The organism is Haliea sp. E17 (assembly GCF_048323675.1).
In the GTDB taxonomy this organism is placed as follows: domain Bacteria; phylum Pseudomonadota; class Gammaproteobacteria; order Pseudomonadales; family Halieaceae; genus Mangrovimicrobium.
In genome coordinates, this window is record NZ_JBLWFK010000002.1 from 26088 (window position 1) to 46990 (window position 20903).

At 65.1% G+C, this 20903-nt stretch carries 17 protein-coding genes; 9 read left to right on the forward strand and 8 right to left on the reverse strand.

Features of this window, described 5'->3' with window-relative positions; genetic code table 11:
• Positions 1–5 precede the first annotated feature (5 nt).
• Positions 6–749 (forward strand): 2-oxo acid dehydrogenase subunit E2, encoded by a 744-nt coding sequence (locus ACNKU3_RS03250; RefSeq protein ID WP_418257983.1) that lies wholly within the window; start codon positions 6–8, stop codon positions 747–749.
• 202 nt (positions 750–951) lie between these two features.
• Here ACNKU3_RS03250 and ACNKU3_RS03255 read toward each other — a convergent pair whose 3' ends face one another.
• From ACNKU3_RS03255 to ACNKU3_RS03265, 3 genes are read right to left on the reverse strand one after another with little or no spacing between them, the layout of a single operon-like run.
• Positions 952–2451, reverse strand: coding sequence for a class I adenylate-forming enzyme family protein (locus ACNKU3_RS03255; RefSeq protein ID WP_418257984.1), 1500 nt, complete (start codon positions 2449–2451; stop codon positions 952–954).
• A 9-nt stretch (positions 2452–2460) separates the two neighbouring features.
• Positions 2461–2751 (reverse strand): hypothetical protein, encoded by a 291-nt coding sequence (locus ACNKU3_RS03260; RefSeq protein ID WP_418257985.1) that lies wholly within the window; start codon positions 2749–2751, stop codon positions 2461–2463.
• A gap of 34 nt (positions 2752–2785) precedes the next feature.
• Entirely contained in the window at positions 2786–4012 is a 1227-nt protein-coding gene (locus tag ACNKU3_RS03265; protein ID WP_418257986.1) for a CaiB/BaiF CoA transferase family protein, read from the reverse strand.
• Positions 4013–4156: 144 nt separating this feature from the next.
• Between ACNKU3_RS03265 and ACNKU3_RS03270 the strand changes: the two genes are divergently transcribed.
• The 4 genes from ACNKU3_RS03270 to ACNKU3_RS03285 all read left to right on the forward strand — a co-directional run bounded on the left by ACNKU3_RS03270 (position 4157) and on the right by ACNKU3_RS03285 (position 9503).
• Positions 4157–4936 (forward strand): SDR family NAD(P)-dependent oxidoreductase, encoded by a 780-nt coding sequence (locus ACNKU3_RS03270; RefSeq protein WP_418257987.1) that lies wholly within the window; start codon positions 4157–4159, stop codon positions 4934–4936.
• Positions 4937–5045: 109 nt separating this feature from the next.
• Positions 5046–6197, forward strand: coding sequence for a sulfotransferase family protein (locus ACNKU3_RS03275; protein WP_418257988.1), 1152 nt, complete (start codon positions 5046–5048; stop codon positions 6195–6197).
• A 124-nt stretch (positions 6198–6321) separates the two neighbouring features.
• Positions 6322–8475, forward strand: coding sequence for a molybdopterin-containing oxidoreductase family protein (locus ACNKU3_RS03280; protein WP_418257989.1), 2154 nt, complete (start codon positions 6322–6324; stop codon positions 8473–8475).
• A 32-nt stretch (positions 8476–8507) separates the two neighbouring features.
• Positions 8508–9503 (forward strand): aldo/keto reductase, encoded by a 996-nt coding sequence (locus ACNKU3_RS03285; protein ID WP_418257990.1) that lies wholly within the window; start codon positions 8508–8510, stop codon positions 9501–9503.
• Between the two features lie 384 nt (positions 9504–9887).
• On the opposite strand, the gene ACNKU3_RS03290 is transcribed toward ACNKU3_RS03285, so the two are convergent.
• Entirely contained in the window at positions 9888–11168 is a 1281-nt protein-coding gene (locus tag ACNKU3_RS03290; protein WP_418257991.1) for an amidohydrolase family protein, read from the reverse strand.
• A 451-nt stretch (positions 11169–11619) separates the two neighbouring features.
• Positions 11620–12777, reverse strand: coding sequence for an LLM class flavin-dependent oxidoreductase (locus tag ACNKU3_RS03295; protein ID WP_418257992.1), 1158 nt, complete (start codon positions 12775–12777; stop codon positions 11620–11622).
• Between the two features lie 168 nt (positions 12778–12945).
• On the opposite strand from ACNKU3_RS03295, the gene ACNKU3_RS03300 reads away from it, so the two are divergent.
• Positions 12946–14007: a CNNM domain-containing protein gene (locus ACNKU3_RS03300; RefSeq protein ID WP_418257993.1), complete on the forward strand. Its 1062-nt coding sequence runs from the start codon at positions 12946–12948 to the stop codon at positions 14005–14007.
• A 50-nt stretch (positions 14008–14057) separates the two neighbouring features.
• On the opposite strand, the gene ACNKU3_RS03305 is transcribed toward ACNKU3_RS03300, so the two are convergent.
• Entirely contained in the window at positions 14058–14354 is a 297-nt protein-coding gene (locus tag ACNKU3_RS03305) for a hypothetical protein (protein ID WP_418257994.1), read from the reverse strand.
• Between the two features lie 113 nt (positions 14355–14467).
• Between ACNKU3_RS03305 and ACNKU3_RS03310 the strand changes: the two genes are divergently transcribed.
• On the forward strand, positions 14468–15379 hold the full coding sequence (locus tag ACNKU3_RS03310) for an SDR family NAD(P)-dependent oxidoreductase (RefSeq protein ID WP_418257995.1): 912 nt from the start codon (positions 14468–14470) through the stop codon (positions 15377–15379).
• Positions 15380–15386: 7 nt separating this feature from the next.
• Here ACNKU3_RS03310 and ACNKU3_RS03315 read toward each other — a convergent pair whose 3' ends face one another.
• The gene (locus ACNKU3_RS03315) at positions 15387–16541 is read right to left on the reverse strand and encodes an epoxide hydrolase family protein (RefSeq protein ID WP_418257996.1); all 1155 of its coding nucleotides are present in this window, start codon (positions 16539–16541) and stop codon (positions 15387–15389) included.
• A gap of 128 nt (positions 16542–16669) precedes the next feature.
• Positions 16670–17860, reverse strand: a complete 1191-nt coding sequence (locus ACNKU3_RS03320; protein ID WP_418257997.1) for an alpha/beta hydrolase family protein — start codon at positions 17858–17860, stop codon at positions 16670–16672.
• Positions 17861–17954: 94 nt separating this feature from the next.
• On the opposite strand from ACNKU3_RS03320, the gene ACNKU3_RS03325 reads away from it, so the two are divergent.
• Positions 17955–18758 carry an alpha/beta fold hydrolase gene (locus tag ACNKU3_RS03325; RefSeq protein WP_418257998.1) on the forward strand — a complete coding sequence of 268 codons (804 nt, stop codon included), beginning with the start codon at positions 17955–17957 and terminating at the stop codon, positions 18756–18758.
• Between the two features lie 121 nt (positions 18759–18879).
• Positions 18880–20895: an alpha-ketoacid dehydrogenase subunit alpha/beta gene (locus ACNKU3_RS03330; RefSeq protein ID WP_418257999.1), complete on the forward strand. Its 2016-nt coding sequence runs from the start codon at positions 18880–18882 to the stop codon at positions 20893–20895.
• Positions 20896–20903: the final 8 nt, after the last annotated feature.

The following is a 20903-nucleotide window of genomic DNA, read 5'->3' on the forward strand; positions in this document are numbered from 1 at the left end:
ACGGAATGAGCGACAAGGCACCACCCATGCTTCCCTGGCCGGAAGATGATTTCAGCGCTTACGGGCCGGTAGAGGAGCAGGCGCTCGGCAAGATCCAGCAGTACGTGGGCCGGGTGATGCACCGCAACTGGAGCCTGATCCCCCACGTCACCCACAACGACGAGGTGGACATCACCGACTTCGAGTTGCGCCGCAAGGCATGGAACGCCGAAAACCCGGAACAGAAACGCACCCTGCTGCCCGCGCTGATGAAAGCCAGTGTCGACCTGCTGAAACAGTTTCCGCAGTTTAACTGTTCGTTCAGCGCCGACGGCACCAAACTGTACCAGAAGCAGTACTACCACATCGGTTTCGCCGTGGACATTCCCGGCGGCCTGCTGGTGCCGGTGGTGCGCGACTGCGACAGCAAGTCCATGGACGATATCACCGCGGACATCGTCAGCCTGTCCGAGAAGGCCCGCGGCAAGGGCCTGGCCATGCAGGAGATGTCCGGCGGCTGTTTCACCCTGTCCTCCCTGGGCCACATCGGCGGTACTTCTTTCTCGCCGATCATCAACGCCCCGGAAGTGGCCATCCTCGGCATCACCCGCACCCAGCAGCGCTACCTGCCCGACGCCGACGGCAACCCCGTCCTGCGGCAGATGCTGCCCCTGTCCCTGAGCTACGACCACCGCGTGATCAACGGCGCGGATGCGGCGCGTTTCCTCAAGGCGCTGGGCGAGTGGCTGGCGGAGTTCCAGTTCAGCTAATACCCAGCCTGTTTCGGCGGCGGGGCTCTCGGTACGGTGCTCCGCTCGCCGAGCGCGAGACGGCACCTGCGGTACGAGATTTAACCTGAGTTACTACGATTCCCAGGCGCTATGCCCGGATGAGTCCGTTGTAACGCTCAGGGGAAAGGGGGGGATGGCGAATTACCTGCGGCACAAACGCGCCGCAGGTGGGAGAGAAGAATCAGTCTTCCTGGAACAACAGGCGCACCTGGCGGCGCAGCAGCTTGCCCATCTCGTTGTAGGGCAGTTCGTCGACCACGAGGATGCGCTCCGGCACGCGGGAGGAGCGCAGCCGGTCCTTGACCAGGGTGCACAGTTCCTCGTCGCTGGGACGCTCGCAGCCCGGGCGGATGACCACGGCCACGCCCACGGCTTCGCCCCACTCGGTGGAGGGGATGCCGACGGCCACGGATTCCGCGATCGCGGGGTGGGTGTCCAGCACGTCCTCGATTTCACCGGGGGAGATGTTCTCGCCGCCGCGCACGATGACGTCGTCGGCGCGACCGGCCAGGAACAGGTAGCCTTCCGAGTCCAGCCAGCCGGCGTCGCGGGTCGGGAACCAGCCGTCGGCGTCGAGGGCGGAGCGCTCGCGGTATTCGCCGGAGACCTGCTCGCCGCGCACGTAGATCTCGCCGCGCTCACCGGCGGGAAGGACCTTGCCGTCCTCGTCGCGGATCTCCAGCTCGACAGTGGGCAGCGGGCGGCCGACCGAGGCGATGCGGGCGCGCACTTCCGGTTCGTCGGAGAAGAAGGCCACGCGGTGGTCGTCCGGGCCGAGCAGGGCGATGGTGGAGCTGGTCTCGGTGAGGCCGTAGGCGTTGGTGAAGTCGGTGACCGGGAACAGTTCCAGTGCCTTGAGGATCAGCTCCGGGGGCATGCGGCCGCCGCCGTAGGCGATGGCGCGCAGTCCGGACAGCTTTTCCGCTTTCTCTTCGTCCAGGCACTCGATGATGCGCGACAGCATGGTCGGCACCACAAAAGCGTTGGTGACTTTCTCTTCCGCCGCCAGGCGCACCCACTCTTCCGGCTCGAAGGCCGGGAGCATCACGATGCGACGCATGGCGTAGATGGAACTCATCAGCGCGGAGATGCCGGCGATGTGGTAGGGCGGTACGCAGACCAGTTGGGCATCGTCCGGGTCGGCGGACATGAAGTCCACGGTGCCGAGGATGTAGCCGAGCAGGTTGGAGTGACGCAGCAGGGCGGCCTTCGGCGCGGCGGTGGTGCCGCTGGTGAAAATCTGTGCGGCGATACCCTCGCCTTCGCGCTCTTCGCCGGAGGCGGTGGCTGCAGCCTGTTCCGCCGCGGCGATAAAACCATCGCGCGAGAGGAAGGTGTGGCCGGCGTCGCCGTTCAGGCGCTCGGCCCGGCCGGTGTCGCCGATCACCAGTGCGGGTGCGACCCGCCCCAGCAGGGCGCCGAGGTCCTCATCCGCCAGACGGTAGTTCAGGGGGACGTAGGGCACGCCCGCCAGAGCGGCGCCAAACAGTGCGATGGGTGCCGCCGCGCTGCTTTCGTCCAGCAGGGCCACATGGCTGCAGCCCGCGCTGGTAATGATTTCCGCAGCGCCTTTTGCGGCAGCGGCCAGTTCACCGTAGGACCAGCGCCGCCCGTCGCAGACAAGGCCGATCCGTTCAGGATCGGCTTCGGCCGCCATCTGTAAGAGAAGGAAAATGTTCATCGCGGTCTATCAGTCGGAAGAGGGCAGGGATTTGGCTTCTTTGGTGGTCAGGGCGACGCCGCTGAGGGACAGGGAGCCCTTGCCCGCCTTGACGCAGAGCAGTTCCACAGTGCCCGCTTCATCCACGTAGCGCTTGCCCATCTGGGTGCCCTCGGCGAAGTCCGGGTTCAGTTCACCGGCGTCCGCGGGCTTTTCGTCGACCATCGGCGCGCCGCCGCATTCGAGGACACCTTCGGATCCGCGAATGACCATCACTTCGGTGTCGCAGACGGCGCTTTTCAGTTTGCTTCCTGGTTTCATAGTTCTCTCGTTACAGCTTGCTTGATTGACAGGGTCAGGCGATGGCGCCTTTAGCCTTGAGTTCTTCGATCTTGTCCCACTCCATGCCCATTTCCATCAGCACGATTTCGGTGTGCTCGGAGGCTTCCGGGGCGCGGGTGGTCTTGACCGGCTCGTGGTTGAATTGTACCGGGCCGCGGACCAGTTTGATGGGGTCGCCGCCATCGGCCGCTTCCACTTCGAACACCAGGTCGTTGGCCAGGGCCTGCTCGTCCTGGGCGATCTGCGCGAGGCTGAGTACCGGGGTCCACTGGCCGCTGTAGGTCTTCAGGTGTTCGCGCCAGTAGTCGAAGGGCTTCTTGGCGAATTCCTCGACAATGATATCGCTGGCGGGCTCCCAGTTCTTCATCAGGGCCTCGACGGTGGAGAAGCGCTCGTCCTCGGCCAGTTCCGGCCGGCCGATGTGCTCGAAGAAGCTGCGGATGTGCGGCCCGGGGGTCAGGGTGCACATGTTGATGGTCTCGCCATCGGAGGTGGTGAAGTTACCCATGAAAGGGTTGCCGGGGTTGCCGCCGGAGCGGGGCATGCTGACGCCCGGGAATTCGGTGCCGTCGAGGGCCATGTCGATGGAGGTGCCCGCCGCCCAGCAGGCGGTGCTGAGCAGGGAGACGTCCAGTTCCAGGCCTTCGCCGGTGCGCTCGCGGTGGAACAGGGCGGCGGAGATGCCGCCGGCGATGAACATGGCGCCGATGGAGTCGCCGAAAGCCGGAATGCCCTGGCTGATGGGGCCGCTGAGTTCTTTCGGGGTGAAGGCCTTGGCGATGCCGCTGCGGTTCCAGAAGGCCGTGCCGTCAAAGCCGCCGAAATCCCGTTCCGGGCCCTTGTCGCCAAAGGCGCTGCCGCGGGCGTAGATGATGTTGGGGTTGATCGCACGGATATGTTCGTAATCGAACTTCATGCGCTGGCGCTGGTTGGGGAGGTAGTTGGTCAGGAATACGTCCGCGGTCTTGGCCAGTTCGTAGATCACTTCCATGCCTTCGGGCTTGGAGATGTCGACCCCGACACTGCGCTTGCCGCGGTTGGGGTGCTCGACGAAGGGGCTGCGCTTGGGATTGACATCGGCCCCGGCCATGCGCACGAAACCGCGCTGGGTGTCGCCGCGCACGGGGTGTTCGATCTTGATGACGTCCGCACCCCAGTCGGCGAGGATGGCCCCGGCCGCAGGAACATAGGTAAATTGAGCGACTTCGAGGACTTTCACGCCCTTCATGACCTGCGCCATTACTGCACCTCCACGTTAATTATGCGCGGTGAATTATACAGATCACCGAGTTTTTGCATAGTTCTGTTCCCTGCGGTATAACATTGCGCCCTCACAGGGGCAACTTTGTCCGGCCCCACCTGTTGTTCCCGGGAGATAACCAGTATGAAGATTGATTCCTCACTGTCGGCGGTAGTCACCGGCGGTGCCTCCGGCCTTGGTTTTGCCACTGTGCAAGCGCTGCGTGCAGCGGGCGTCAAGGTCGCCATTTTTGACCTGAACCCGGAGACCGGTGAGCAGGCGGCCGCCGAGACCGGGTCGATCTTCTGCCAGACCGACGTGCTGTCCGACGACAGCGTCGACGCCGCCTTCGCCAAGGCGCGCGCGGCCAATGGCCAGGAGCGCATCCTGGTCTGCTGTGCCGGCGGCGGCAACGCGATCCCCACTGCCCGCCGCGACAAGGAAACCGGCGAGATCCGGATTTTCCCCTCGGACCAGTTCGAGTGGGTGCTCAAGCTTAACACTGTCGGCACCTTCCGCTGCATCACCCGCGCTGCGGCGGGTATGATGACCCTGGAACCCGTCGACGGCGAGCGCGGCGTGTGCATCAATACCGCCTCCGCCGCGGCCACCGAGGGCCAGATGGGCCAGGCGGCGTACTCCGCGGCCAAGGCGGCGATCGTCGGCATGACCCTGACCATCGCCCGCGACCTCTCCCGCGAGGGTATCCGGGTGAATACCATCCAGCCGGGTATCTTCCATACCCCGGCCATGGCCCGGGCGACCCCGCAGATGCTCGAGGCGCTGGGCGGTATGGTGCCTTTCCCGAAGCGCCTGGGCAACGCGGACGAGTACGCCAGCATGGCGCTGGAGATGGTGCGCAACGGCTACATCAACGGGGAGACCGTGCGCCTCGACGGCGCGATCCGCATGCAGCCCCGCTGATTCTGGCTCTCTGCCGACGGGGTGGCCGGAATTCGACACCCCGCGGCATTGTCAGTCCCCCCTCTGTCCGGCACAGTCATCACCCTTGAACAAGCACCGAGGTGATGCAATGGCCCACAAACTCGTAGCCGAAGAACTGATAGCCCGGGCCCGCGCCGCGACCGGCCTGGAAAATTTCGACAGCGACAGCTTTCGCGAAGGTCTGGATGTCTATCTCGACGACGCCAACCTGATCCCGCCGGACGGCTTCCAGGTCGAGCGTTTCGCCGGCAGTATCGTGCAGGCCCTGGCCACCCGCCTCAAGGTCACCGACTACCTCGCCAAACGCCCCGAACTGTTACAGCGCCCGGTCGAGAAGCCGGTATTCGTGTTCGGCATCCCCCGTACCGGCACCACCCTGCTCAGCAACCTGCTGGCCGCCGACCCGGCGCGCCGCTCGCCGCTGACCTGGGAAATCGACGATCCCGTGCCGCCGCCCACCAGCGCGACCCTGTACAGCGATCCGCGGGCGCTCGGCCGGCTGGAGGCGGAGCGCAAGATGCTGGAGGCGAACCCGGAGATGGGCAAGTACTACCGCGGCTCGGCGATCTACCCCAACGAGTGCATGTTCTTCGTCATGCACGACTTCAAGGCGCTGATCTGGGAATCCCGCGGCAAGCTGCCGAACTACCGCGACTGGCTGTTCAACGAGGCCGACATGACCTCGACCTACGAGTACCACAAGCGCTACCTGCAGTTGCTGCAGGCGGATGCGCCCGGTAACTGGAACCTGAAAATGCCTTCCCACGCCCTGTGGCTGGATACCCTGCTGAAGGTGTACCCGGACGCGCGGCTGGTCTGGACCCACCGCGATCCGCTGACCGCGGTAGGCTCCTTCTGCAGCATCATCTCCCTCGGCCACCGCGGCTTCAACCGCGATGTCGACCTCGAGTACATCGGCCAGGACTGCCTGTGGCAGGCGCAGCAGCACTGCGACCGGATTCTCGACGCGCGGGAAACCCTCGGCGAGCGGATTGTCGACGTGCATTACGCCCAGCTTACCGACGAGCCCATCGCCACCATGCGCCAGCTCTACGCGGCCCTCGGCGACGAGTTTACTGCGGAGGCCGAGGCCGGCATGCAGTCCTGGCTGGACGACAACCCCCCGGCCAAGTTCGGCGAGCACGAGTACAAGCTGGGCCAGTTCGGCCTCAGCCCGGACACCGTGCGGCCGCATTTCGAACGCTACCTCAGCACTTACGATATCGCCATGGAAGGCTGAGATTCCTGCCTGCAGCGACAGGCAAGAAGCAGTTCATGGAGCCCCGCGGCAGGCCGGCGTATACTGGCCCGACAGCTCACCGCGCCCGTCCGGGCGCGCATTCCAATAACACGGGCCGACTGCCATGCCGCAAACCGCCAAGACCTTCTGCCGCAATTGCGGCGCACTGTGTGCCCTCGAGGTCACCGTCGACGACAACCGGATTACCGCGGTATCCGCGGACGCCTCCATTTCACCCTACGGCGGCTACATGTGCCCCAAGGGCCTGGCCAGCATCGACTTTCACAACGGTGCCGAGGAGCGCCTGCTGCACAGCCTGAAACGCGACGCCGAAGGTAACTTCGTGCAGGTCGGCGCCGCACAGGCCCTGGACGAGATCGCGGCGCAGCTGGCGCAACTGCTGCGTGAGCACGGGCCGCGGTCGATCGCGGTCTACCACGGTACCGGTGCCTACCGCAGTGTGCTCGGCGGCCTGCTGGAGCGCGCCTTCATGGCGGCCATCGACAGCCCCAACTTTTTCTCCACCATGACCATCGACCAGTCCGCCAAGTGGGTGACCATGGGGCGCATGGGCATCATGGCCAGTGGCAAGCCCAGCTACCGCGACTGCGACCTGGGCGTGATCGTCGGCAACAACCCGGTAGTCAGCCACCAGACCTATCCCTTTGCGCCGGGCGAGAGCGGCGCACCGGGCAAGTCCTTCGCCGCCGCCCGCGCCCGCGGGGCGAAGCTCATCGTGATCGACCCGCGGCGTACCGAGACCGCGCGCTTCGCCGACCTGTTCATCCAGCCGAAACCCGGCCAGGACGCGGTGCTGTTCGCCGCGATCGCCCATATCCTGCTGCGCGACGGCACCTTCAACCGCGACTTCTGTGAACGCTTTGCCGCACAGCTCGATGCCTTGCGCCGGGCGGTGGAACCCTTCACGCCGGCACTTGCGGCGCAGCGTGCGGATGTCCCGGTGGAACAGATCGAACAGGCGGCCCAGTGGATCGGCGCCGCGAAGCGGCCCTTTGTCGGCAGCGGCAGCGGCCCGTCCATGTCGCTGCACTCCAACCTGAACGACCACATGATCGAGGTGGTGAACGCGCTGGTCGGCGGCTACAAGCGCGCCGGGGAGCGCCTGCACAACCCCGGCACCCTCAACCCGAAACCCTGCGTGGAGATGGCGGTCGCGCCGACCCGCAGCTGGGAAAGCGGGGTGAAATGCGTCAGCGCCGATATCGGGCGGATCTTTGGCGAGTTTCCCTCGGCACTGTTACCGGATGAAATCCAGCATACCGGTCCCGATCGCATCCGTGCGCTGATTTCCTTCGGCGGCAACCCGGTGATGGGCCTCGGCGATCCGGCGCGCGCGGTGCCGGCCTTCGAGGACCTGGAACTGCTGGTCTCCCTCGACGCGCGGATGAATGAGACCTGCGAACTGTCGGATTATGTCATCGCCACCTCCCAGCCCTACGAGCGCCACGACCTGAGTATTCCCGGCGAGGCCCTGTACCCGGAGGCCTTCGCGCAGTACGCCGCCCCGGTGGTTGAAAAGCCGGGCGAGGTGATCGACGACTGGGCCTTTTTCTGGGGCGTGGCGGCGCGCATGGGCATCCCGCTCACCCTGAAATACTGGAACTACGGACTCGATTACGCGGCGATTCCGGAGGGGCTGGAACTCGGCACCAGCGAAACGCCGGACCCCGAAGCCATGGTCCGCTACCTGTGCCGCCACAGCCGGGTCAGCTTCGAGGCGCTGCGCGACAACCCCGGCGGGGTCCGCCCCGAGGTCGAGCCGCAGTTCGTGCAGGCCGCCCCCGACGACAACGGCGCCCGCCTCGAACTGTGTCCGCCCGATATCGCCGCAGCGCTCGCAGCGGTACTCGCCGAAACGCCGGACGCAGGCTTCCGCTACCAGCTCACCTGCCGGCGGTTGCTGGAAACCATGAACAGCGCCTACCGCGAGGCAGCGCGCACCCGCGAGAATTACCCGGTAAACTGGGCTTATATGAATCCGGAGGATATGGCGGCAGAGGAACTCAGTGACGGCGACCGGGTCGCCATCCGTTCCGAGTTCGGCGAGATCATCGGCGTCGCCCGGGCGGAAGAGCGCCTGCGTCGCGGGGTGGTCTCCATGACGCACATGTTCGGTGGACTGGCGCCGTCCCGCGATCCGGAAACACAGAAGGGCAGCTATACCGGGCAGCTGACCTCCCTGCAGCGCTACCTCGAACCGATCAATTTCATGCCGCGATTCTCGGGTATTCCGGTCAACGTGGCGCGATCGCGGTAAACCCCTCCCGCAACGGCAAAGGAGTAAAGGCCATGACAGTATCCAGGCGCAGCATCGGCAAGCGTGAGGTCAATCCCATCGGCTTCGGCTGCATGTCCCTGTCCTGGGCCTATGGCCGCAAGCCCACGGACGAGGAGGGCGCCGCCATCCTGCACCGGGCGCTGGATCTCGGCTACGATCACCTCGATACCGCGCGCCTCTACGGCATGGGCCACAACGAGGAACTGCTGGGCAAGAGCCTCAAGGGCCTGCGCGAGCGCTTCTACCTCGCGTCGAAGACCGGCATTTTTGTCGAGGGCGACAAACGCTGGGTGGACTGCCGCCCCCAGACCCTGCGCACGGCCCTGGAAGCCTCGCTGAAGACCCTGCAGACGGATTATATCGACCTGTACTACCTGCACCGCCACGACTACGACACGCCCGTGGAGGAGTCCGTGGGGGCGCTGGGCGACCTCATCAGGGAGGGAAAAATCGGCGGAATCGGCCTCTCGGAAGTCTCCGCCGCGACCCTGCGGCGGGCGGCGAAGGAACACCACATCACCGCCGTGCAGAATGAGTATTCCCTGTGGACCCGCAACCCGGAACTCGGCGTACTCGAGGCCTGCCGTGAACTGGGTACCACCTTTGTCGCCTTCTCGCCCCTCGGGCGCGGCGTGCTCACCGGCACGATCCAGGATACCGCCGAGTTCGCGGAGAACGACTTCCGCGCTTCGATGCCGCGATTTTCCGATGAAAACTGGCCGCACAATCGCGAGCTGGTGCACGTGTTCGCGAAGATGGCGGAAGCGGAAGGGGTGACACCGGCGCAACTGGCGCTGGCCTGGGTGCTCTCCCGCGGCGAGCACGTGGTGGCGATTCCCGGTACCGGGCGCATGCAGCACCTCGAGGAAAACATCGCCCGCTGGGATTACCAGCCGTCACCGGTGGAACTGCAGCGGCTTGACGCCTTGATCAACCAGTCGACGGTGCGCGGGCACCGCTACAGCCATGCCTTGCGGGCGAATATCGATACCGAGGAGTTTGCCTGATTTCCGGTTCCGTGGCGGGGGCGGCCTGACGGCCGCTGCGTGGCCTGCGGGCGGGAAGGCTCTTTTACTCCATTGCGGGCGCTTGCGGCGCGTTGGCCTGATGGTACCCGGAATTGCCGCGGGGCTGCCGGGTGTTGAATTCGCTTGGAGGTTACATGCTACCTGGCTGCACGGTAGCGGGTGGGGTGGGCTGGCGCATCGCGGTGGTGAGGCGGTTCCGCATGGTGATCGAGCCCGCACCGACGCCCTCCAGGTCCGTAAAAGAGCCTTCCCACCCACTGGCAACGCGGGAATAAGAACCAGATACCGCCCGGCGTCTATGCAGCGGCCGCAAGGCCGCCACAAAGCCCGGAAAAATGACCGGTCAAAAAAGCTTGAGGGGAATCAGCCCTTGGATACCAGGCTGTCACTCATCCGCTGCACTGCGCCGTCCTTCATCACCATTACGATCTTGTCGATATCGGTGAGGACGGAAAGGTCCGACAGCGGGTTGCCGTCCACCAGCACCATGTCCGCCAGCTTGCCGGCTTCGATGGTGCCGAGGTCGCCCTGTGCACGCATGGCGAGGCCGCCATTGCGGGTGGCGCAGATCAGCGCTTCGGCGGGGGTATAGCCGTAGTAGTCGACGAAGTACTGCAGGTCCCGGGCCTGGGTGCCCTGCATGTTCCAGGTGAAACCGTAGTCTCCGCCGATCAGGTGGCGGATGCCGCGCTTGCGCAGGGCCGTGTGGGTCGCCACCGAGGCCTCGATCAGGGCAGGGATGCCCATCATCTCGGCAACCGCTCGGGGCATGCCGTGGGCTTCGCCCTCGTGCAGCATGGTGTGGAACAGACCCATGGTCGGGGCGACGAACACCCGGTCCTTCGCCGCTTCCAGCAGGTCCAGGGTTTCCTCGTCGGTGTATTCGGCGTGGTAGATCATGTCGACGCCGGCGACGGCGCAGCGGCGCACGGACTCGATGGAGCGGGCGTGGGCGTTGACCATCTTGCCGAAACTGTGGGCGGTGTCCACCGCCATCTGCACCTCGTCCAGCGCCATCGGCGTGGAGTGGGCGGGGATGCCGGGGTAGAAGGGGTCGCCGGAGACGTCCAGCTTGATGTTGTCGCAGCCCTCACGGCAGGAAATGCGTACCGCCTTGCGCATTTCCTCGACACCGTCGATGACGATGGAGGGGGAGGTGCCGTTGCTGAGGTTGTGGCAGTTGCGCGGGTTGTGCAGGCGGCTCTCGTCGCCGAGGGCGCCAGAGACAGTGATTTCCAGGGAGCCGGCGCGGATACGCGGGCCGGGCAGGCGGCCGGCATCAACTTCGTTACGCACTGCCACAGCCAGCCGCAGCTTGGCCTCGGAGGCGCTGTAGGCGCTGGTAAAGCCCATGTCCAGCAGTTTCTTTGCCACCCGCGCGGTGAGGAAGGCGTGTTCTTCCGGCGGCGGCGAAATCAGGTCTTCGGTGCAGGTGAAGGCGTCGAAGGACAGGTGCGCGTGACCCTCGGTCATGCCGGGCATCAGGAACTTGCCGCTGCCGTCGATGGTGACGTCGGCGCTGGCACCGGAGCTGCCGTTGGTGACGGATTTGATGGTGTTGCCTTCGACCAGGACGTCGCCGGTAAAGGTGTCGCTGCCGGTGGCGTCAAAGATGGTGGCGTTGGTGATCAGGGTCGTGGTCACGGGGGGCTCCTCGGTTGTTATCCGCCTAGTCTGGCACTGGGCTTTGGTGGGGTCAAAAGGATAGTGGCTTGTGTCGGCCTGCCAAATGACTGCGATGGCAGTGGCGCTTGTCTGGAGGTGCTGGCGCGTGTTTGGCTTTGTGGTTTGAGTGTTCGTGCCGAGCGCGATCCAGGCCTTGCCTGCTGGAACACGCCAAAAAGCGCACGTCCGTGTGCAGGCTCGGGTGGCGACGTCCTGTCGCCACACGGTTCCAGCAGGCAAGGCCTGGTTCACACTCTACCTGTAGCGCGAAAATCCGGCGAAGCTGGTCTCGATAGGGGGGAAGGGTTTTGACCACCTGCAGAAGTCAGCCGGTACAGCCAAAGGCCCCCTGCGGTGAGTCAAAACGCCTTCGAGCCGCAGGGGGCCTTTGGCTGTACCGGCGGATTCACTGCCGCGTAACTACAAGAACCTATTTCTTGTCTTTTGCCTGCTCCGCAGCGTGCTTGTCGATCGCCCGCTGCGCGCCTTCCATCATGCGCCCGAAAAACGGCTCGCGGTTCTGGTGCTGCCAGTCGAAGGACTGGTAGCGGCTGGCGTTGTCGCCGTTAATTTCCGGCAGGACGTAGCGCATCATCATTTCCAGCGAGCGCTGCTTGTCTGCGGTGCCGGCCCAGTTCTTGTCGAACAGCAATAGGCAGCCGAAGCCGGGGACCTTTTCCTCCAGCCGGCGGATCTGGGCAATGGCGTCCTCTGGAGTGCCGATGACCGCCTCGCCGCGCTCGATCAGGTGTTCGAGGGTGTAGTGGGCCGGGGAATCGGGCAGGTGGCCGGACTGGTTGAGGAAGTACTGCTGGTTGGTGGCGAAGCCCTTGCGCACCTGGTCCATGGCCGCATCGCGGGTCTCGGCGATGTGGATGTCGGTGGCGCAGCGGATGACGCCCGGGTCCATGCTGCGGCCGAGCTTCGCCGCGGCGTCACAGGCGACCTGCCAGTTGGCGGAGAGGGTATCGAAGCCGTCGGGGGAGGTCGCGGCGAGGCAGAGCATGCCGCCGTTGTATTTCGCCGCGAGGGTACCGCCGTTGGGAGAGAACAGGCTGGCCACGCAGACTTCCAGGTCGCGCTGGGCGGGCAGCAGGTGGCAGTGGGCATCCTGCAGGTCGTACCAGCTGGATTTCTCGGTGACCCATTCGCCGCGCAGCAGGCGGGTGATGACGTCGAGGCCCTGGCCGAGTTTGTCGCGCGCCTCGCGGGCGTCCTGGCCGCGCATGTGGGCGTCGGCGGTCAGCAGGCCCGGTCCCGCGCCGAACATCAGGCGGCCGCGGGTCAGGTGATCGAGCTGGGCGATGCGCTGGGCGGTGTTGAAAGGGTTGTGGTAGGGCAGGGAGATAACCCCGGAGCCCAGCCGGATGCGCGAGGTGCGCTGGGCCGCCGCGGCGATCATCAGTTCCGGCGAGGCGGAAATCTCGATGCCGCCGGAGTGGTGTTCACCAAACCAGTACTCCTCCAGCCCGATGGATTCGGCGAATTCTGCGAGCTGCAGGTCGCGTTCCATGCACAGGGTGGGGTTGTCATTCAATGGGTGGAAAGGGGCTACAAAGAGACCGAGACGCAGCTTGTTGGCTCGCATGGGACGTACCTCCTGGATCCGCAGTGCGGGAAATAGAAAACAGCGTTTATTATTCGGCAAATGCTAGCAGAGCCCGCTGGCAATTACCCGTGTGGAATCGACTGTGGACGCAGGTACACTAGCACGGCACTGCGATTTTCCAACTTCCGACATAACATGGTTTCCGATATGTGGCTGCTGGTATTTTACGTGTTACTTGCGCTGGGCGTTTCCTTCCTGTGTTCGATCATGGAGGCGGTGCTGTTGCGCACGTCGACCTCCTATATTGCGCGGGCCAAACAGGCGGGCAAACGCTATGGCGCACTGTGGGAGTCGCTGCGCTCGGATATCGACCGGCCGCTGGCGGCGATCCTCAGCCTCAACACCATCGCCCACACCGTGGGCGCCGCGGGCGCGGGGGCCCAGGCCACGTCGATTTTCGGCGAAGCCTATTTCGGGGTGATTTCCGCGATCCTGACGCTGTTGATCCTGGTGCTTTCGGAGATTGTGCCGAAGACGCTCGGCGCGCTGTACTGGCGGCAGCTGGCGCCGGCCAGTGCAGAAATGATCAACGCCACGGTCTGGCTGATGTATCCACTGGTGGTTACCGGGCAGGCGATAACCCGCCTGATTTCCCACGGGGCACCGGCCCATTCGATCAGCCGCGAGGAGTTTGTCGCGCTGGCCGAAGCGGGGGTCAGCGAGGGGACCTTCCACCCGGAGGAGTCCGCCACGGTAAACAGTGTGCTGCGCTTCCGGGCGCTGGCGGCGGAAGACATCATGACGCCGCGGCAGGTCTTTTTCTCCCTGCCGGAGACAGCCACCGTCGGGGAAGTCCTGCACCGGCACCACAATATGCCCTTTACCCGGATTCCCTTGTTTGCCGGTTCGCCGGACAACATCACCGGCTTTATTCGCAAGGATGACCTGCTCCTCGCCGCGGTGAAACAGCCCCCGGAAACCCTCCTTTCCAGCATGCGGCGGGAGTTGCACACGGTGCCCGACCGGCTGCCGCTGGGCGCCCTGATGCAACACATGACCCAGGCGCAGATCCAGATTGTCCTGCTCGTCGATGAGTACGGCGACATCCGGGGACTGGTGACGATGGAGGACCTGGTGGAAACCATGCTCGGGATCGAAATTGTCGACGAGACCGACACCTCGGTGGACATGCAGAAGCTGGCGCGGGAACTGTGGCGCAAGCGTGCACAGCAGATGGGCCTGGTCGACGACGGGGCCGGAACAGACTGAACAGGGGGGGGCTGCGGAGCGGTAGGGCCGGATGGCGTCGCGCCTCCGCTTCAGACGGGGGGCTGCTGCCCTGCCTGCTGGCGGGCGTTTTCCACGGCCCGGGTGGTTATCTGGTCGATCATCTCTATCGCCTGCGCCAGCAGGTGCTTGTGCTCCGGGAACTGGTAGGCCACCGAATACCACTCCTGCAGTTCGCCCAGGCGCACGCCGAGCATTTCGATCTCGCCGGGACTGAGCACCTGGCCCGCCTCGACCTCCCTGTGCGTGCGCTCCAGGAGGGGCAGTTCGTGCTCGACGAATTCGGTGAGAATGGCCTGGCTGACGCCCGCGTGATCCTTGCCGTTCATAGTTACCTCTGTACTCGCGGGAGAGGACAATTTGCCCTGACAGGTGATTCTGGTTTAATACGCCGCCAGTAGCAATATTCCACCAGAAACAAACCTATCAGGGCGGGGACAGCGTGTCAGAAGTAAAGATTGCGGTAGTAACGGGGGCAAACGCGGGGCTTGGGTACCATACGACGCTGAAGCTGGCGCGCAAGGGTTACACGGTGGTCATGGGTTGCCGCAGCCTGGAGCGGGCGGAAGCGGCGCGCGAACAACTGTTGGCGGAGGTGCCCGGTGCGGTCCTCGACATTATTCCCCTGGACCTCTCCGATCCCGCCAGCATAACGGCGTTTGTCGAGACCTTCGGCCAGCGCTATACGCACCTGGACCTGCTGGTGAATAACGCCGGCATCGTAGGCGTTCCGCTGACCTTCAACAGCGCGGACCACGAACTGCATTTCGCCACCAATTACCTCGGGCCTTTCGCCCTGACCGGACTGCTGCTGCCGTTTTTCGATGCCGCCAAGCCGGGCAGGATCGTCAATGTCGGCAGCCTCGCCCATCGCCTGGGTAAACTGCCGCTGGACGACCTCAACTGGAAGGGTGAGAAGCCCGAGTACGACCCGATGAAGGCCTACGCCCGCAGTAAAATCGCCACCCAGAGCTTCAACCAGGAGCTGGCGCGGCGCCTGGCGGCCAGCGGCAGCAAGGTGATTTCCGTGGGCGCGCACCCCGGCTTCGCGGCCACCGAGATCACCCGTAAAACCGGCTACGGCACGCCGACCAGCGGCTTCAAGAAATGGTTCCAGGGCAAGATGGAGCGCCTGGTGCCGACCCCCGACCAGGCCTCCGAGCCGACCATGCTCGCCGCCTGCGGTGACGCCGTCGCCAACGGCGATTACTACGGTCCCGGCGGCTTCCTGGAAATCGGCGGCAAGCCGGCCCCGGCAAAGGTCAACAAGCTGGCGAAGGACCTGGAGACCGGCAAGCGCCTCTGGGCGCTCACCGAGGACATGACCGGCGTGCGCTTCCTGTCCGACCTGTAGCGGTGCGCTAGCGCAAACTCCGGAAAAACGCCCGGAGGTCTTCCACCAGCAACCCGGGCACTTCCATCGCGGCGAAGTGTCCACCTTCCGCGAATTCCGTCCAGCGCTGCAGGTTGTAGTAGCGCTCGGCGAACTTGCGCGGGGGGTAGGTGATCTCGCCTGGTAATATCGCCAGCGCCGTGGGAGCGGCTACACAGGGCATGTTCTCGTGCTCCGGCTGCCACTGGTGGTGGGCGCCCTCGTAGTAATAGCGTGCCGCACTGGCGAAACTCCCGGTGATCCAGTAGAGCATGGCGGTATCGATCAGTTCGTCGCGGCTGAAGCGGCGCTCCACCGCGCCCCCGCAGTCGCTCCAGCGCCGGCGTTTCTCCACGATCCAGGCCAGCAGGCCCGCGGGCGAGTCGTTCATGCCGATGGCCGGGGTCTGCGGCTTGGTGGTCTGCAGCGCCATGTAGCCGGTTTCCTCGGCGCCGAAGGCGCGCATTTTCAGCATCTGCGGTTTTTCGTCCTCGCTGAAATCCTCCTTCGGGTAACCGCGCCCGCTCATGAAATGCAGCGGCGCCGGCGTGTGCAGGTGCACGCCGATAAGCCGGTCCGGGAACTTGTGGCCCAGTTGCGCGGAGATAAACGAACCCCAGTCGCCGCCCTGGCTGGCGAAGCGGGGGTATCCCAGGCGCTCCATCAGCTGCACCCAGAGGTCCGCGGTCTTCCAGAAATTCATCCCGGTTTTGCGCAGCGGGGTGGAGAAGGTGTAGCCGGGAAGGGAGGGCACCACCACGTCAAAGGCATCCTCCGGATCGCCGCCGTGGGCCGCGGGGTCGGTCAGCGGGCCGATAATCTTGTGGAAATCCCAGAAGCTCCAGGGCCAGCCGTGGTTCAGCAACAGCGGCATGGGCCTGGGCCCCCTGCCCCTGGCGTGGATGAAATGAATCGGGAAACCGTCGATATCGGTGCGGAAATGGGCAAAGGCATTGATCAGCTTCTCCCGCGCGCGCCAGTCGTAGTCGTTCAGCCAGTACTCGGCCAGTGAGCGGATGTAACCGGCGTCGGCGCCGTAGCGCCAGTCCTCGTTGGCGAAATCGTCGGTCCAGCGGGTGTTCCGCAGGCGGTAGTGCAGGTCTTCGAGTTCCGCGTCCGGAACGTGAACGGTAAAGTTTTCCATGCAGTCGGTGCTTCTCTTATTGGTTGTTGGTGTTACTTGGTGATTCCCCCCCCGGAGTGCCACAGGCTGGCGCATCTGGTCCGGGTGCGAACCTGTATCGCTGGCGAGCGCTCAGGGTATGGTACAGCTCACCGCCCGGAGAGCGCTGCCGCCATCCCCTGCGTCGCGGCCGGTGCCGCCACTGTCACCTCCCCGGTGTTTTCCCCGGCCAGGGTCTGCACCAGGTAGTCGCGGGCGCTCCTGCGGCTCTCGCCACTGGTGTCAAACACGCTTTCCAGGAAACTGTAGGCCGCGAGGATGGTGAACATGTGCTGTCGCGCCGAGGCCATGGTGACCGGTGGCGGCGGAGTGCTGCAGATGTCGACCTCGGCGCCGTCGTCGATGCCCTCGCTGGCATTGCCGAGGATGCCGACGAACTGCTGGTCCTCCGCCGCCTCGCCGTTCTCCAGGCCGGCGAGCACGAAATGGCAGCCCAGGGTGTCGGGGTTGCCCATAAAGCGCATCATGGTCGCGCCGAGCTGGAGAAAACCCGCGTGCGACCCGCCGAGCAGGGTGACCAGTACAGTGTCGGGATTTTTCTCCGGCAGGGGCGCGCCGTTGGCAGGGTAGGGCACTACCACGTCGTGGTCGCCGTAGATCGCCAGGTAGGGCGTATCCTCCCCGGCGAAAAAACCCGGCAGCAGCATGCTGCTTGGTCCGGCGATGGAAATCGCCGCACGGATGCGCGGGTCCCGCATGCGGGGGTGGAAGGTGGCCAGCGTCGTGGTCAGACCGCCCAGGGAAATACCGGACAGCGCGATACGCCGGGGATCGATACTGGCAAACAGTGTGTCGCCTTCGCTGGCACTGCGCTGCAGCAGGGTGTCGATGAGGAAGCTGACGTCCCCGGGCTGGTTGACGACGTCGGTTACCAGTGGCTCGCCGGGTGTCCCGTAACTGGTCAGGGGATAGTCTACCGCCGCTACGGTGTAGCCGTGGCTGGCGAGGAACCTGGCGAGGTAGAGCGCCTCGATATGGGTGGAGGTGAAGCCGTGGCTGTGAACCACCAGGGGCCCCGCCTGCTGCAGGCCGTCGGGGCGCCACAGGGTGCCCTTGAGTTCGCGTCCCGGGTGCCCGGGAAGGTCGCGGTTGCGCGGCGTATCGCGCGCCGTGTCCAGCAGGTCGAGTGTCTCGGTGATCACCGCGTAGGGTCCGGGCTGGAAACGCGCCTGGCTCTGGGCGCCCGCCGGGTGCACCGTCGCCGGGATCATACAGAACCAGTAAATACCGGCGGCGGCGATGAACAGCACAGCGATCGGGAGCCAGTAGCGGGTTTTCATGGAGTCACCTCGGCAAAGAAAAACAGCATAATCGCCCCGCGCCCGGAAGGCCAACCACTATAATGGGGGCCTGTTCGCGGGGGGATTGAAGAGCATGCATACAGAGCAGTTTTCCGTGGTGGTGGACGGAATCACCCTGTGGGGTGAAACCCGGGGCGACCGGCCGGATGCGGTTTTCCTGCACGGCATGGGCGGCGACCGCCACAGCTGGGACCGGCTCTGGGAGGAACTCGCCGATATCCCGGCGGTGCGCTACGACCTGCGCGGCTTCGGTCGCTCCGGCTGGGACCCGGAGCAGCCCTACGACCACGCGCGCGACCTGCTCGCGGTGTTGGACAGTCGCGGCATCGACGCCGCTGACCTGGTCGGCGTTTCCCTGGGCGGGGCGGTGGCGCTGAACTTTGCCCTTGCCCATCCCCAGCGGGTGCGCAGCCTGGTACTGGTGAGTCCAGGCATAGTTGCCTGGGAATGGAGCGGGGAGTGGCGCGAGCGCTGGCGCGCGGTGGCCGATGCGATGCGCGGGGGCCGGCTCGACGAGGCCCGGGAGCGCTGGTGGCAACACCCCCTGTTCGAGCCGGCGCGGCACAGTGCCGCGGCGGACGAGCTGCGGCAATCCATCCTCGCCTACAGCGGCGTGCACTGGCAGTCCGACCCCCATGTGCGCGCCCTGCCGGACATGGAGCGCCTGCACCAGTTGCAGGCGCCCACGCTGCTGCTCACCGGGCTGCGCGACCTGCCCGACTTCCGGCTGATCGGCGATGTCATCGAGGCGAGCGTACCGCGCCTGCGCCGGGTCGATTTTGCCGACCACGGGCACCTGCTGCAGATCGAGGCGCCGCGGGCCTGTGCCCGCGAGATTCGCGAGTTCTGGAAAATGGCCCCCGATTATTGGGTTTGAGCCGGTGATAAGGTAAAGTACCCGGCGCTATCGCAAGACTATCAGGGCAACGAAGCCAAGCTTTCCCACGTTTGTCACCACGCCCGAATCCACACAAGACCAATTATTGGAGGCAGTCCTTATGTCAAATGACCTTGGTATCGAACACGGCACGTTGCGCGAGATCTATCGCCAGATGTCGCGCATCCACGAGGTAGACAAGGGTATCCAGGCGGGGCTCTCAAGCGGCAAGTTCATGTTCACCTATTGGCCGATGACCGGCCAGGAAGGCATTCCCGCATCCATCGCGCCGCTGATCACCAGTGAAGACCACATGGTTACCATCTACCGCGGCATCCACGACCAGGTTGCCAAGGGCGTGCCCCTGAAGGGCCTGTTCGCCGAAGCCCTGGGCCGCATCGACGGCGTCAACAAGGGCAAGGGCGGTTCGCCGCACATCTCCGACCCGTCCTCCGGTTCCATGCTGACCACCGCGATCGTCGGCGCCGGCGCGCCGATCGCCAACGGCCTGGCCCTGGCGGAGAAAATGCGCGGCACCGACAAGGTCACCATCGTCAACTTCGGTGACGGCGCTACCAGCATCGGCGCGGTGCACGAAGCCATGAACCTGGCCGGCGTGTGGAAACTGCCGGTGATCTTCATGTGCCAGAACAACCTGATCGGCGAGTACACCCCGATTCCCGATTACACCGCCAGCGAGAACTTCACCGCCCGCGCCGAGGCCCTGGGCTTCCGCGGCGTGCGCCTGAACGGCAACGACCCGATCGCCTTCTACAACGGCATGAAGGAGATCATCGACAGCGTGCGCGCCGGCAACGGCCCGGTCTTCGTCGAGGCCATGACCCTGCGCCTCGGGCCCCACGCCGGTGTCGGCTGGAGCCACCTGCTGGACAAGGAAGAGTTGGCTGTCGCCAAGGAAAAATGGCCGGTGCCCGCCACCCGCAAGCTGCTGCTGGAACACGGTATCTGCAGCGAGGAAGAACTGGCGGAAATCGACGCCGCTGCCAAGGCGGAAGTCGCCGAGGCGATCGCCTTTGGCCTCGAGAGCGAGGTCTCCGGCGAAGACGAGATGCTGCTGGACGTCTACGGCGACCCGGACGTGGTGCCGCAGCGCGGCCAGCGCGTGAAGCGCGCAGCCGAGCCCGAGTTCACCGGTGAAACCAAGACCATGGCCATGTTCGAGGCGGTACAGGACGCCCTCGACCTGTCCATGCAGATCGACGAGAACGTCTACTGCCTCGGCGAGGACATCGGCGATGACCCCGGCGGCGTGTTCAAGTGCTTCAAGGGCATGCAGAGCAAATGGGGCGAGCGGATCCGCCCGACCCCGATCGCCGAGCAGGCCATCATCGGCTGCGCCACCGGCTCCGCGCTGGTGGGCATGCGCCCGGTGGCGGAAATCATGTTCGCCGACTTCGTGGGCGTGTGCATGGACCAGATCACCAACCACGCCGCCAAGCAGCGCTACATGTCCGGCGCCACCACCAATGTGCCGATGACCGTGCGCATGATCGCCGGCGGCGGTATCGGCGGCTTCGGCGCCCAGCACTCCCAGTCCACCGAGGCTACCCTGCTGCACCAGCCGGGCCTGAAGGTGGTCTACCCCAGCACCCCGACGGAAGCCAAGGGTTTGCTGATGAGCTGTATCTTCGACGAGGATCCCTGTATCCAGATCGAGTCCATGATGCTGACTTACGCGCTCAAGGAAGAAGTGCCGGTGGGCGACTACCGCATCCCCCTGGGCGTGGCCAAGGTCAAGCGCGAGGGTACCGACGTCACCCTGATCACCTACGGCTGGCAGGTCATGCAGTGCATGATGGCCGCCGAGGAACTGGCGAAAGAGGGCATCAGTGCCGAGGTGATCGACCTGCGCACCCTGCTGCCACTGGACTACGACCGCATCCTCTCTTCTGTGGAGAAGACCGGCCGCGCGCTGGTGGTACACGCCGCGGTGGAATTCTGCGGCCTCGGCTCGGAAATCGCCGCGACCATCAACGAGGAGCTGTTCGGCAAGCTCAAGGCCCCGGCCTCGCGCTTCGGTGCGGCCTACGCCCCGATCGCCTACTCCAAGATCATCGAAACCGCGCAGGTGCCGAACGTCGGCTCCATCGCCGCGCGCGTTCGCGAATTGTTTTAATAGCACTC